At 67.4% G+C, this 13,047-nt stretch carries 9 protein-coding genes and 1 pseudogene; 7 read left to right on the forward strand and 3 right to left on the reverse strand.

Features of this window, described 5'->3' with window-relative positions; genetic code table 11:
* Positions 1-174: pseudogene (locus tag GEMRO_RS35220) on the forward strand (IS630 family transposase); the annotation flags it as partial.
* 335 nt (positions 175-509) lie between these two features.
* On the opposite strand, the gene GEMRO_RS28510 reads toward GEMRO_RS35220, so the two are convergent.
* Together GEMRO_RS28510 and GEMRO_RS28515 are read right to left on the reverse strand one after the other, a co-directional pair.
* Positions 510-1,946, reverse strand: coding sequence for a radical SAM protein (locus GEMRO_RS28510; protein WP_051328858.1), 1,437 nt, complete (start codon positions 1,944-1,946; stop codon positions 510-512).
* Positions 1,947-2,130: 184 nt separating this feature from the next.
* Positions 2,131-4,788: a bifunctional diguanylate cyclase/phosphodiesterase gene (locus GEMRO_RS28515; protein WP_051328859.1), complete on the reverse strand. Its 2,658-nt coding sequence runs from the start codon at positions 4,786-4,788 to the stop codon at positions 2,131-2,133.
* Positions 4,789-5,070: 282 nt separating this feature from the next.
* On the opposite strand from GEMRO_RS28515, the gene GEMRO_RS0108585 reads away from it, so the two are divergent.
* From GEMRO_RS0108585 to GEMRO_RS0108600, 4 genes are all read left to right on the forward strand, one after another.
* Positions 5,071-5,985, forward strand: a complete 915-nt coding sequence (locus GEMRO_RS0108585) for a sugar-binding protein (RefSeq protein WP_051328860.1) — start codon at positions 5,071-5,073, stop codon at positions 5,983-5,985.
* 80 nt (positions 5,986-6,065) lie between these two features.
* A complete protein-coding gene (locus tag GEMRO_RS0108590; RefSeq protein WP_027133660.1) occupies positions 6,066-7,574 on the forward strand; it encodes a sugar ABC transporter ATP-binding protein in 1,509 nt (502 codons plus the stop codon).
* Positions 7,575-7,587: 13 nt separating this feature from the next.
* Positions 7,588-8,571 carry an ABC transporter permease gene (locus GEMRO_RS28520; protein WP_051328861.1) on the forward strand — a complete coding sequence of 328 codons (984 nt, stop codon included), beginning with the start codon at positions 7,588-7,590 and terminating at the stop codon, positions 8,569-8,571.
* 125 nt (positions 8,572-8,696) lie between these two features.
* Complete coding sequence (locus tag GEMRO_RS0108600; protein ID WP_027133661.1) at positions 8,697-8,951, forward strand: hypothetical protein; 255 nt, start codon at positions 8,697-8,699, stop codon at positions 8,949-8,951.
* Between the two features lie 16 nt (positions 8,952-8,967).
* Here GEMRO_RS0108600 and GEMRO_RS28525 read toward each other — a convergent pair whose 3' ends face one another.
* Positions 8,968-9,960, reverse strand: a complete 993-nt coding sequence (locus GEMRO_RS28525; protein ID WP_084506718.1) for an amidoligase family protein — start codon at positions 9,958-9,960, stop codon at positions 8,968-8,970.
* Between the two features lie 346 nt (positions 9,961-10,306).
* Between GEMRO_RS28525 and GEMRO_RS0108615 the strand changes: the two genes are divergently transcribed.
* Both GEMRO_RS0108615 and GEMRO_RS33380 read left to right on the forward strand, forming a co-directional pair.
* On the forward strand, positions 10,307-11,740 hold the full coding sequence (locus tag GEMRO_RS0108615; RefSeq protein ID WP_027133663.1) for a PQQ-dependent sugar dehydrogenase: 1,434 nt from the start codon (positions 10,307-10,309) through the stop codon (positions 11,738-11,740).
* 779 nt (positions 11,741-12,519) lie between these two features.
* A complete protein-coding gene (locus GEMRO_RS33380; RefSeq protein ID WP_169728343.1) occupies positions 12,520-13,029 on the forward strand; it encodes a TIR domain-containing protein in 510 nt (169 codons plus the stop codon).
* Positions 13,030-13,047: the final 18 nt, after the last annotated feature.

Here is a 13,047-nt window from a genome sequence, read left to right on the forward strand (position 1 = left end):
CGCCGGCTTGAGCACGGCGTGTTCACCAGCACGCAGGAGTTGGAGGAGGCCATCCGAGCCTACATCGCTGCCAACAACGCCGATCCCAAACCATTCGTCTGGACCAAGAGCGCGGATACCATTCTCGCCAGCATCGCTCGCTTCTGCCAACGGACCTCTAACTCACACCACTAGGCCAGGACCGGGCAAAGGAGTCGTAACGAACGCCGTTGGCTGCGCAGGCACCGGCCGGTCCAGCGGCCTTGGCCGCCGCGACCAAGGTGCGGTGGTCCACAGGGTCCACAGGTCGTCAGGCCGGATCAGGCGAGCCCGACGCAGGCCGGGAACAGGCGAATAGCCGCAAGATACGCCGTCGGCTCGGCAGGCACCGGCCGGTCCGGCGGCCTTGGCCGCCGCGACCAAGGTGCGGTGGTCCACAGGTCGTCAGGCTGGATCAGGCGAGCCCGACCCAGGCCGGGAACAGGCGAATAGCCGCAAGATACGCCGTCGGCTCGGCAGGCACCGGCCGATCAGGCGGCCTTGGCCGCCGCGGTCAGGGCACGTTGGCGCAAAGGCGTCAGGTCGGACCAGTCGACCCCGGCCCAGGCCAGGGCCGGGTCGCGCAGCACCGCCAGGAATGCCTGGTGCTCGGCATGGTCGGGCGCCGCGATCAGGTGTTCGCGGAACGCCTGCGGGGTGAACGTTCCCCAGTTGCGGATCATGTGGAAATGGATGCCGTCGGCGCCGAGCGCGCGGGCCAGGTCGGCGGCCGCCGGCATTTCCCGGTAGTTCCGCGCCTGGACCACGAAGTCCAGCCGCCAGTCCTTCACCCCGCCCCGCCGCTTCAGGACCGCCATGAAGTCCAGGTTCTCGCGCAGCCGCTGCCAGTCGCCATGCTTGCGGATCACCGCATAGGTATCCGCCTCGGCCGCGTCGATCGATACCCACAAGGCCTCGACCCGCCCCTCCAGGTCCAGCTCCTGCCAGGCCCGCTCGTCGCACAGCAGGCCGTTGGTCTGCAGCTGCAGGCGCAGCCGCGGGTAGCGCGCCCGGTCCAGCCGCTTCAGGAGCCGGCGGAAATGTGCGCTGGCGAACGGATCGCCCGACCCGGTCGCCTTGACCAGCTTCGCGTCCTCCAGCAGCGGCAGCACCACCCGGTCGGCCACCGCGTCCAGCCGCTCGCGCTCCTCCTGGTCGGCCACGATCCGCTCCCGCCGGCAGGACGGGCAGGCCAGGTTGCAGGACCGGTCGTAGTTCAGGAGCACCCGCCTGGGGCCCGCCGCGACCTCGGTCCGCTCGTCCCGGATGATCCCGGCCAGCTCCGGGTCGGTAACCTCCTCGCGCCGGGGCAGCTTTTCGGCAGCGATGTGCGGGCAGTGCAGCCGCGAGCACCAGGTGAAGCTGCCGTCCAGCACCGAGCGGCGGATCGCCCTGGCCGCCTCCGAATTCCAGAACGCCGCCCCCTCGGCCCCGTCCGCCCTGCCGATCGGCACCGCCAGCCAGGACGGGCAGCAGGCATGGCCGCTCAGGTCCGGCCGCAGCTCCAGCTCGCGCCAGGGCTTGGCGCAGAACCGCCCGCGCGGATCAACCGGCCCCGGCCCCTCGCCGGCGGCTTCCCGCGCCTTCAGATAGACATCCTGCGCGGCCAGGTCGCGCTGCTCGCGCGCCAGCGCCGCCAGACCGTGCCGCATCGCCAGCTTGGCATCTCCCGCCGCCAGGGCGCGCCGCGCCAGGATCACCAGCAGCACCCGCGGCAGCGGCCTGCCCGGCACCGGATCCGCCGCCAGCCGCTCCAGCTCGGCCCATTCCGCCGGCCCGATCTCCAGCGCCAGCTCGTCCTCGACCGCGGCGACCTGCGCCTGCGGATCGGGAGGCAGCACGCCGCCGCCCGCCGGGGCCACGAACATCGCCTGGTCGATCGCGACGGTGCGCTTGCGCAGGCGGATCAGGAGGTCGCTCAGTTCCATGGGCTCCATCATGGCACGCGGCCGGTCCGCGCGGGAGGGGCCAGGCCGCCGCGACGGCCGGCCAACAGGCCGACGGGCCGCCCGCCCGATCCCGCCGCCCGCCCGATCCTTCGCCCCGGCTGGCCGGCCGGCCCAGCCTCGGGCGCGCCCGGCCCAAGGATCTGGCAGGACCGCCTGTCCGGCATCAGCCGCACCAGGCCAGCCCATGCTGCGCGTCCGCCGCCACCAGACCGGTTCCGGCTGCCGCCTGCCGGTCGGCACGGTCCGCTGTACAGCCGGTTTCCGCCTCGCCCGGGCCGGCGCACTGGGTGATCGAATCGATGGCCACGGCCGGCATCGGCTGGCCCAGCAGGAAGCCCTGCACCTCGTCGCAGCCGATCCCGCGCAGCAGGTCGAGCTGGTAGCGGTCCTCCACCCCCTCGGCGGTGGTCGCCATCCCCAGGCCCTGGCCCAGGGTGACCACCGCCCGCACGATCGCCAGCGCATCGGCGGACACCCCCAGCCGCGCCACGAACGAGCGGTCGATCTTGATGCGGTCGAACGGCAGGTTCTGCAGGCCGGCCAGCGAGCTGTAGCCGGTGCCGAAATCGTCCATCGCCAGCCGGACCCCCAGCTTCTTCAGCGCGGCGAGGGTGGTTTTGACCATGGCCAGGTCGTTGACCAGCAGGCTCTCGGTGACCTCCAGCTCCAGCCGGTCGGGCGCCACGCCGGAGCGGGTCAGCGCCCGCTCGACCGCCTCGACCAGATGGGGGCTGCGGAACTGGGCCGGCGACAGGTTGACCGCCAGCCCCAGGTCCGGCCAGCGCGCCACCTGGGCGCAGGCCTGCTCCAGGATCCATTCGCCCATCGGCACGATGATCCCGGTCTGCTCGGCCAGGTCGATGAAGTCGCCGGGCATGACCAGCCCGCGCTGCGGGTGGTGCCAGCGCAGCAGCGCCTCCACACCCACCAGCGCCTCGCCATCGGTGCGGTATTTCGGCTGGAAGTACAATTCGAACTCACCGGCCGCCAGGGCGCGGCGGAGATCCTGCTCGATCCCGTGGCGCCGCTGCAGCTCGACGTTCATCTCCGGCGCATAGAAGCGGTAGGCGCCGCGCCCCTCGTTCTTGGCGCGGTAGAGGGCCAGGTCGGCGCAGCGCATGGCATGCTCGGCGTTCTGGGCGTCGAGGGGCACGAACGCTACGCCCATGCTGGCGCCGACATGGGCGGTATGGCCTTCCAGGTCGAAGGGCACCGCCACCGCCGCCAGCACCCGCCGGCAGAATGCCTCGGCCTCGGCCAGGCCGCCGCAGTCCGGCAGCACGAACGCGAACTCGTCGCCGCCCAGCCGCGCCATGGTGTCGGCCTCGCGCATGATCTGGCGCAGCCGGCCGGTCACCTCGCGCAGCAGCGCGTCCCCGGCGGGATGGCCCAGCGTGTCGTTGACGTCCTTGAACCGGTCCAGGTCGAGATAGACCGTCGCGCTGGCGCGGCCGTCGCGCCTGGCCAGCGCCACCGCCTCCTCCAGCCGCTCGGTGAACCGGAGCCGGTTGGGCAGCCCGGTCAGCGGGTCGTGGAGCGACAGGAACTCGATCCGTGCGGCGGCCTCGACCTCCTGGGTGATGTCCGAGCCGGTGCCGCGATAGCCCAGGAACTCGCCCGTCGCACCGAACACCGGCTTGCCGCTCACCTTGAGGTGCCGGATGCGGCCGTCCGCCTCGTGCATGCGGTAGGAGAACTCCCGGAACGGCAGGCGCGCCGCGAGATCGGCCAGATGCCGGCGCCACTTGTCCGGATCGTCGTAGGGCTTGCCCAGCTCGGCCCGGGTTTTGCCCAGCATGCTCTCCGGGGCCTGGCTGCCGACATGGGCGATCCGCTTGGAGACATAGTTGAAGCGCAGCTGCGCATCGGTCTCCCAGAACCAGTCGGAAGCCACCTCGGCCAGGTCGCGGAACCGCTCCTCGCTGGCGGCCATCGCCCGGGTCGCCCGGCGCAGCGAGCGGCCGACCAGGGCCGCCAGCACCAGGAAGCCGCCGCCCAGGCCGAGCAGGGCCGGCATGGCGGTCCGAAGCAGCGCGCTGCCCGGGTGATCGGGCTGCCAGGCGAGATGGCCGAGCGTGGTGCCGTCGGCGGCGACCAGCGGCAGGGACACGTCGCTCCCCGAGCCGGTCTCCCGCTGGAAGCGGAGGTCGTGGAGCAGGTAGTTGCCGGCGATGGTCCGCACCGCCGCGTCGTCGACCAGGTCGACGAAGATCAGCACCGGCGCTGCGTCGAACGGCGTGCCGGTCTCCTCGGTCCACACCACCGCCGCCGCCGCCAGGGCCGGCCGGCCGGCGACCTCGACCAGGCCGGTCGCCGCCTGCGGCGCCTCTCCGGCCCGCGCCCGCTCGATCAGTCCCTGCAGGCCGTGCTGCAGCACGGCGAACGCGTCGAGCGCGCCAAGCGCGCCATGATCCAGCGTGTAGGTCGTCTGCCCGGCGGCATCGACCACGAACGCATACTCGTAGCCCAGGCTGTCCTGGATGCCCGGCCCGATATTGCCGGCGTCGAAGGCCCAGTCCAGGTCCACCACCGGATGCAGCCGCTGATGGGCCTCGGTCCAGATGGAATAGTCCAGCAGCACCCGGCCGAGCTGCTCCTGGCGGACGCGCAGCGCGGTCTCGCCCAGCTTCGCCGAGGCGGCGGCCGCGGCATCGTCCTGCTCGACCGTGCCGATCGCGATGATCGCGCCGAGTGCCACCGCCGCCAGGGCGGCCAGCAGGCCGAAGCCGGCCAGGACCCGCAGGCCGAGCGCGCCGGAGGAGTGGCCGGCCCAGGCGGAGGTACCGGGGACGCGGTCGGTCCATGACTTGGCGATCGTCATCACGGGTGTGGTCCGGGCTGCGGGCTTGGATCCCCCTTGTAGCGCAGCCGGATGAGTCAATCGTTAACGCCACCCGATCGATTTCCAGCGGGCCAGGCCGGCCAGCCAGGGGTTCAACAGCCCCCTTACCTCCGATTTTTGTTTCTGCCATAGACGCTGGACGCACCCGGCAGGGGGCCCATTAATAATACTAGTGCAGGCCCGGACAATGGTCCGGCCGCCGGATCAGGGAGAACCGAGGTGAGACGACGTGGCATCGTCGCGCTTTGCGCGGCCGCTCTGATGCTGACGGTCGGCGCCGGCATGGCGTCGGCCCAGGAAAAGAAGACCCTGGCGCTGATCACCAACGCCGCCGCCGACTTCTGGACCATCGCCCGGCGCGGCACCGAGAAGGCCCAGGAGGAGCTGCCGGACTACCAAGTCGAGTTCTACGTGGTCGCCGAATCGACCGCCGCCGAGCAGCGCCGGATCCTGGACGACCTGCTGACCAAGGGGGTGGCCGGCGTCTCGATCAGCTCGATCGACCCCGCCAACTCCACCGAGATCCTGAACAAGGTCGCCGACCAGGCGGTGCTGTTCACCACCGACAGCGACGCGCCGGAATCCGAGCGGCTCGCCTATATCGGCACCGACAACGAGCAGGCCGGCGAAGAGGCGGGCGAGCTGATCAAGAAGGCGCTTCCCGACGGCGGCCAGATCATGATGTTCGTCGGGACCATGGGGGCGGCCAACGCCCAGGAGCGCGTCCAGGGCATCAGGAACGTGCTGGACGGCTCCAACATCGAGATCATCGACATCCGCACCGACGAGGTCGACTTCGCCCGCGCCAAGCGCAACGTCGAGGACACCCTCACCCGGTATCCGGACGTCGACGGCCTGGTCGGGCTCTATTCCTACAACACCCCGCAGATTGTGGAAGCGGTCCGCGCCGCGGGCAAGACCGGCCAGGTCAAGGTCATCGGCTTCGACGAGGACCCGCTCACCCTGCGCGGCATCGCCGACGGCATCGTCGAGGCGACCGTGGTCCAGCAGCCCTACGAGTTCGGCTACCAGTCGATCAAGGGCCTGGCCAGGGTCATCGAGGGCGACCGGTCCTGGATCCCCGAGGACGGCCTGGTGATCGTGCCGACCAAGGTCATCGACAGCTCCAACGTCGAGCAGTTCCAGGCCGAGATGCGCGAACTCGTCGCCCAGTGACTTCCGGACGGGGGAGCGCCGCCTCCCCCGCCGGCCCCACGCGCCTTCCCGCCATGACCCCAGCCTCGATCGGACCGGCGATGTCCAAGCCCTTCCTGCAACTCCTGGACATCACCAAGACCTATCCGGGGGTCACCGCGCTTTCCAACGTCAGCCTGTCGGTGGCGCCCGGCGAGGTGGTCGGGCTGATCGGCGAGAACGGCGCCGGCAAGTCGACGCTGATGAAGATCCTGGGCGGCGTGGTCAGCCCCAGCCGCGGCCGGATCATGGTCGACGGCACCGAGCATGCCGCGCTCACCGTCAACGAATCGCTGAACGCCGGGATCGCCTTCGTCCACCAGGAACTCAACCTGTTCGAGAACCTGGACGTCGCCGCCAACATCTTCATCGGGCGCGAGCCCCTGTCCGGCGGCTTTCTGAAGCTGGTCGACAAGGACGAGACCCGCCGGCGGGTGGCGCCGCTGCTGGAGCGGCTGGACGTCGATTTCGCGCCGGATACCCCGGTGGCCGAGCTGTCGATTGCCGAGCGGCAGATGGTCGAGATCGCCAAGGCGCTCTCGCTCAACGCCCGGCTGATCATCATGGACGAGCCGACCTCCAGCCTGACCCTGTCGGAAACCGAGCGCCTGCTCTCGGTGATCGCCGAGCTCAAGGCCCAGGGCGTGGCGATCATCTATATCAGCCACCGGCTGAACGAGGTGAAGACCTGCGCCGACCGGGTGGTCTGCCTGCGCGACGGCCACCTGGTGGGCGAGCTGCCGGTGGACGAGATCGACCATCCGACCATGATCCGGCTGATGATCGGCCGCGACCTGAAGTCGGTCTATATCCCGCCGAAGAACGAGCCGGCCGAGGGTGGCCTGGTCCTGGACCGGATCCGCACCAGCGCCTTTCCCGACCATGCCACCTCGTTCACCCTGCGCCGCGGCGAGATCCTGGGCCTGGCGGGCCTGATCGGCTCCGGCCGCACCTCGCTCGCCCGCACCATCTTCGGCGTCGACCAGCCGGTCGGCGGCAGCATGACCCTGGACGGCCAGCCCCTGGTGGTGGCGAGCCCGCAGGACGCGATCGCCCGCGGCATCTACCTGGCGCCGGAGGACCGCAAGCGCTCCGGCCTGATCCTGGAATTCCCGATCCGCGAGAACATCTCGCTGGCCGACCTTTGGACCTACGCCCCGTCCTGGCTGGTCCGCCGCGGCCAGGAAAAGGAGATGGCCGACCAGCAGCGGGTCCGCCTCGGCATCAAGACGCCCTCGGTGGAGACCCCGGCCTTGTCGCTGTCCGGCGGCAACCAGCAGAAGGTGGTGCTCGCCAAGTGGCTGTCGATGCGGCCGCAGGTGATCATCTTCGACGAGCCGACCCGCGGCATCGACGTCGGCGCCAAGGCCGAGATCTACCAGCTGATGCGCGAGCTCGCCGAATCCGGCGTGGCGATCCTGATGATCTCCTCGGACATGGAGGAGGTGATCGGCGTGAGCGACCAGGTCGCCGTCATGCACGAGGGCGAGATCGCCGGCTTTCTCGGCCGCGACCAGCTTTCCGAACACGCTGTCCTAGAACTCGCCGTCGGCCATCGCCAGGCCGCCTGACCAGGAATCGACGATGCATAAGAAAGATCTGGGCCTCCTCGCCCTGGTCCTCGTGATCGGCGCCATCACCACGGCGCTGAACCCGGTGTTCCTTTCCCCGGTCAACCTGGTCAACATGGCCAACCTGATCGGCCTGTTCGGGATCTTCTCGATCGGCCAGGGCCTGGTCATCATCACCGGGGGCATCGAGCTCTCGGTGGGCTCGATGTTCGCCCTGATCGGGGTGATCTTCGTCGACCTGCTGGTCAATTACGAGCTGCCCTGGCCGATCGTGATCGTGGTCGCGGTGGGGCTCGGCCTGATCTTCGGCGCGGTGCACGCCTTCCTGGTCACCCGGCTGAACCTGCAGCCCTTCGTGGTCACCCTGTGCGGCCTGCTGATCTACCGGGGCATCGCGCGCTGGTACATGGCGGACGCCACCATCGGCTTCGGCTACGGCGACTTCGACACCCTGTTCTGGCTGGCGTCCGGCCGCTCGTTCGGCATCCCGCACACCTTCATCGCCTTCGTGATCGTGGCGATCGTGATGTACGTGGTGCTGCACAAGTCGGTCTATGGCCGCCACCTCCTGGCCGCCGGCAAGAACGAGGAAGCCGCCCGCTTCTCCGGCATCAACACCCGCATGGTGATCGCCAGCGCCTACATGATCAACGGCACGCTGGCCGGCCTGAGCGCCTTGTTCCTGGCCTTCTACACCAGCTCGGTCTCGCCCTCGGCGCACGGCACCTTCTACGAGCTGTACGCCATCGCCGCCGCGGTGCTGGGCGGCTGCTCGCTCCGGGGCGGCGAGGGCTCGATCATCGGCATCGTGCTGGGCACCATCCTTTTGCAGATCCTGCAGAACCTGGTGAACCTGCTGGGCATCCCGACCTCCCTGAACTTCGCGGTGATGGGGGCGGTGATCCTGGCGGGCGTGCTGGCCGACCAGGCGCTGACCCGCCGCCGGGCGATCAAGGTGGCGGAGCAGCAGCGGGCGAAAGTTGCCGCTGCCGCCTGAGGTCCCGGCGGGAAACCGCCGGCTTCCTCCGCGCCTGCCCAGACGCCCCATCGGCCATCGCGGCACTTGAGAGGACTTGAGCGGTTATCCCCGCTCCTGAACCGACATCCCCCAAAGGTGCAGCCATGGCCGATCCGGCGAGCTTCAGCGACCAGGCCCTCTCCGTCTTCGCCTTCGCCGTCTACCACCAGCTGGAAAGCGGCGAGCCGGTCTCGGCCGTGGCCAGGCGCGACCAGGCCGGCCACCAGGCCAGCCAGGAAGGCGTGGCCGAGCTGCAGGAGCGCGGCATGGCGACCGTCGAGGGCGATCGCATCCTGTTCACGCAAGCCGGCCAGGAGGTCGTCCAGCGCCTGGCCCAGGCCCTGCGCGCCGCCGCCTGACCGCCCGGCCAGTTCTTCAGGGACAGCCGGGCTCCCCCGCCCGCTGCCCCCACTGGGCGGTACTGCCCGCAAAGCGCAGGAACGCCAGGCTCAGCGCCTCCAGCCGCACCGGATCGCCGGCCAGCCGCTCCACCGCCAGCCAGCGCTGCCAGTCCGGCAGGATGCTCCACTTGGGCGCGCCTACCTGCGCCCAGGGCAGGCGGTAGTGCAGGGCGGGCCTGGGACCGATCTTCTCGAACGGCAGCCGCGCGCGCACCCGCGCCTTGTCCAGGTGCAGCAGCACCGGCAGGAGGTCCAGCGCCCGGTCCCGGGTCGGGTTGGCCTTCAGATAGTCGTCGGCGAACCCCGCCAGGTCCGGCCGGTAGTCGGGCGCCAGCACCCGGCGCACATAGCCTGCCGGATACTCCGCCGGCAGCAGCAGCCCCCGCCGCCAGCGCGCCGCCCGGAACGTTTCCCGCCGCAGCCACGGCTCCAGCAGCAGGAAAGCCCGCAGGTAGCCCAGCAGCGTGTCCACCTCCAGCGACGGCGGGTCGACGTTGAAATGCAGCCCGAGCGAGCCCAACCAGCTCGTCCCCCGCCCGCGCGCGCCTGCCGCCCGCAGCACCGCCACCGCCTGGTCGACCAGGCCCAGCCGCTCCGGCGGCAGCGGCGCCACCACCAGTTCCCGCGGCACCACCCGGCTCAGCGCCACCCCCAGCCACGCCGCGCTCCGCCGTCCCAGATGCACCGGCAACGACCGCCCATGCTTGCCGGGGTGCACGTAGCGGGTGTCCAGCTCCACGGTAAGATTGCCCAGGCTTGTGCCGCGGACCGCAAAGCTCTGCGGATCCTCCTCCACCACCGCCCCGCCGAGCGCACGGCAAAGCGCCTCTGCTGACGTACTCACGCCCACGCCCATGAACTCGATCTCGACACCGACTTGCCGGACCTGCCCGGCGTTGGCGGACCATGTCCGGGGCGGCTCGAACCGGTGGCCGGAGGGCTGGCGAGGGGATTCGGCGTCGTTCATGCAATCTATATGGGCAGCCTCGGCCGGCCGGCCATCGACGGCCCCGTCTCCTCCGCGGCACACGGGACCTCCGGCGGACACGTTGTGGTGATGGGCATGGTGACCCTGGCGGGGGAGCCAGCCGAGCAGGGGCTGCAGCTCGAGATCAGGCCCGACCGGTGCAGCCGGCGCCTTGTCGGATCTCGCCGCCTGCTTTCCGGAAACGCACCCTGAACTGGCCTGCCGAAGGATTGGTCATTCATCCGGTAATGCTGCGACAATGCTCCGGCAGCCTGCACGGAACCTTGGCGCAGATGGAGCGTCATCCAGGACCAGGCGCACCTGCAAAAGCAGGAGGGAGGCATCCATGTCGCGCGCGAAGCCGGAAGTGGATCGACGGGAAGCGTTGAGGCTCGCCATGGCGGGGCTCGGAGGCCTGGCGGCGGGAGTGCTGCCGGGGCTGGAAGCACAGGCCGCGATCACCGACCCGATCCCGGCGCGCGTCCAGAAGAGCAGCCTGCCGGCGCTGGAACTGGTCGACTTCAGCGCCCCGCCGCGCACCAGCGACAAGCGCCCCTTCGCGCTCTTGAACTTCCTCTACCATGCCGGAGACGGGACCAGGCGGCTGTTCGCCAACGACAGCCGCGGCAAGATCTGGCTGATCGACCGGAGCAGCGGCGCGGCACGGCTGTTCCTCGACCTGCGCCGGCTGCGGGGCAGCGCCTTCCTCTTCACCAGCAACCAGATGGGGCTGCGCAGCTTCGCCTTCCACCCGGACTTCGCCCGCGCCGGGCGGCCAGGCTACCGGAAGTTCTACACGATCAGCACGGAGACCGTCGCAAGCCGTCCCAGCGGCGTCCGCCTGTTCTCCGGGCCGTTCACGCCGCTGTTCCACGACGTGCTGGCGGAATGGAAGGTCTATGCCACCGACCGCTCGCGGGTCGATCCAGGCTACCGCCGCGAGATCCTGCGCATCGCCCAGAACAAGACGGACCACAACACCGACCAGATCATGTTCGACCCGAACGCCGTGCCGGGTACCAGCCAGTACGGCAAGTTGTTCATCGGCATCGGCGACGGCGGCAACAATCCCCAGTTCACCGATCCCCACTACCAGGCCCAGAACCGGGGGCGGGCGCTGGGCAAGGTCTTCTGCATCGACCCGCTCCGGCAGCCCGACGGCCGGGCGTACCGCGTGCCCGCCGACAACCCGTTCGTGGGCAAGAGCGGCTACCTTCCGGAGATCTGGGCGCTCGGGCTGCGCCATCCGCAGAACCTGAGCTTCGACCCGGGCGGCGCCGGCCGGTTGATCCTCACCGATATCGGCCAGGCGCATATCGAGGAGGTCAATCTCGGCATCAAGGGCGCCAACTATGGCTGGCCCCTGCGCGAGGGCACCTTCGACACCGACCGGCGGGACCCGACGCGCCTCTACCCGCTGCCGCGCGACGATGCGGGCAAGGGCTTCACCTATCCCGTCGCCCAGTACGATCACGACGAGGGGCGCGCCATCGCCGGCGGCTTCGTTTATCGCGGCCGCACCGTCCCGGCCCTGGCGGGCCAGTACCTGTTCGGCGACATCGTGAACGGCCGGGTTTTCCACGTCCCGGTCAGCGAGCTCCGCCCCGGCCGCCAGGCCACCATCCGCGAACTCTCCTTCAAGCAGGGCGGCAAGGCCGTCACGCTCAGGAGCCTGGTAAATGGCGTGAACGGCCGGGTCGACCTGCGCTTCGGCCAGGACGAGGATGGCGAGATCTATATCCTCACCAAGCAGGACGGCCGGATCCGCAAGCTGAGATGAAGGCTGGTCCGTCCCTGGAGCGGCCGCCGCGACAGGGTCAGCGTACCCGCGGCGCCACCCGCCTCAGTACACCCTCAACCACGCCGCCCCAGATGCACTGGCAAGGACCGCCCATGCTTGCGGGGGTGCACGTAGCGGGTGTCCAGCTACACTTTGAAATTGCTAAGGCGGGTGCTGCGGAGAAGGATCCTGCGTGGATCTTCTTTCACCATAGTCTTTGCTAAAATTACTGGTGCAACATCCGCGTTGATTTGCTAGTCACGGCACTTACGAACTCATTCGTCACATCGGTTCAACAAATTTTTAGTACTATAAAAAATGAATCATCGTTTCTTAGATTTTCCTAGGTATTTGAAGAAAAAGCTGAACTATCGATCGTAGTGGTTATATATGCATTATTATACTATGCTAATGTATTTTTACGTCAAATGATTTCTGTCTATACAAGTATCAAATCACCTATTCTGTGTATTGTATTGTGCACAATCAATAAAATATCGAAAGAAAAAAGAAGTGCATCTTCCTTTAAAAAAAGTTTTTAATCGTACGTTAGAATCATATTGTTAAATAGAAGCACGTTTTCTGGGTATTTTACATAAGAAGAGATCACTTTATTTGTACTGTATGCAACAATTCTATTAGAGAATATGCGATTGGAAAAATCCACTTATGCCGGATATGGCTGAGTCAGGATGGAATGATAAGAGGTGGAATTATGGTCATGATCTGATTATTCTGCAGCAGCTCATCCGTCGCTCATCCGTCGTTGGAGATGTTCATTGTACATTCTAACTGAAAAAGTGTTTATTGCTTGGGGGCAAAATATTGATTTAGCGTTAAAGTTGTCTGATTATTTGACAAAATTGAAAATTGACAATACAATTGGTGGCTATGCGGATGTCCGTGAGGAAGCGGATGATCACATCGGTAATCGAGTCATCAATCAAATGCGAAGATGTTCACGAGCAATAATTTTAGCTCAAGGAAAAAGAGGGCCGGATGGATCGATTACTTTTAGACCAAACCTTATGTTTGAATGGGGTTACCTACTAGCTCGGTTGCCCAAAGGTTCTATAATGATTGCTCTTATAGAGACACCTCGTGAAGCAGTAGCAAGTGACCTTCAAGGAATTTTTAGCCAGCTAGTTCCTAAGGAGCTCACAACTGTTCCTAAGAGAGCTCGCTGGATTGCTGATCGTTACTGCGAGGCTCGTCTACCAGATCGATTTCAACCATTTGACACGATCTACAGCTGGTCAAAGGTAAAGACTTTTTTGACAACCAGCTGACTTCTGAGTCGGCTCCGA

The organism is Geminicoccus roseus DSM 18922 (assembly GCF_000427665.1).
GTDB lineage: Bacteria > Pseudomonadota > Alphaproteobacteria > Geminicoccales > Geminicoccaceae > Geminicoccus > Geminicoccus roseus.

Excerpts from the sequence above, each read along its gene's own strand:
- GEMRO_RS28510 (WP_051328858.1), bottom strand. The coding sequence starts at position 1,946 with ATGGAACTGAGCGACCTCCTGATCCGCCTGCGCAAGCGCACCGTCGCG.
- GEMRO_RS28515 (WP_051328859.1), bottom strand. The coding sequence starts at position 4,788 with ATGACGATCGCCAAGTCATGGACCGACCGCGTCCCCGGTACCTCCGCC.
- GEMRO_RS0108585 (WP_051328860.1), top strand. The coding sequence starts at position 5,071 with ATGCTGACGGTCGGCGCCGGCATGGCGTCGGCCCAGGAAAAGAAGACC.
- GEMRO_RS0108590 (WP_027133660.1), top strand. The coding sequence starts at position 6,066 with ATGTCCAAGCCCTTCCTGCAACTCCTGGACATCACCAAGACCTATCCG.
- GEMRO_RS28520 (WP_051328861.1), top strand. The coding sequence starts at position 7,588 with ATGCATAAGAAAGATCTGGGCCTCCTCGCCCTGGTCCTCGTGATCGGC.
- GEMRO_RS0108600 (WP_027133661.1), top strand. The coding sequence starts at position 8,697 with ATGGCCGATCCGGCGAGCTTCAGCGACCAGGCCCTCTCCGTCTTCGCC.
- GEMRO_RS28525 (WP_084506718.1), bottom strand. The coding sequence starts at position 9,960 with ATGAACGACGCCGAATCCCCTCGCCAGCCCTCCGGCCACCGGTTCGAG.
- GEMRO_RS0108615 (WP_027133663.1), top strand. The coding sequence starts at position 10,307 with ATGTCGCGCGCGAAGCCGGAAGTGGATCGACGGGAAGCGTTGAGGCTC.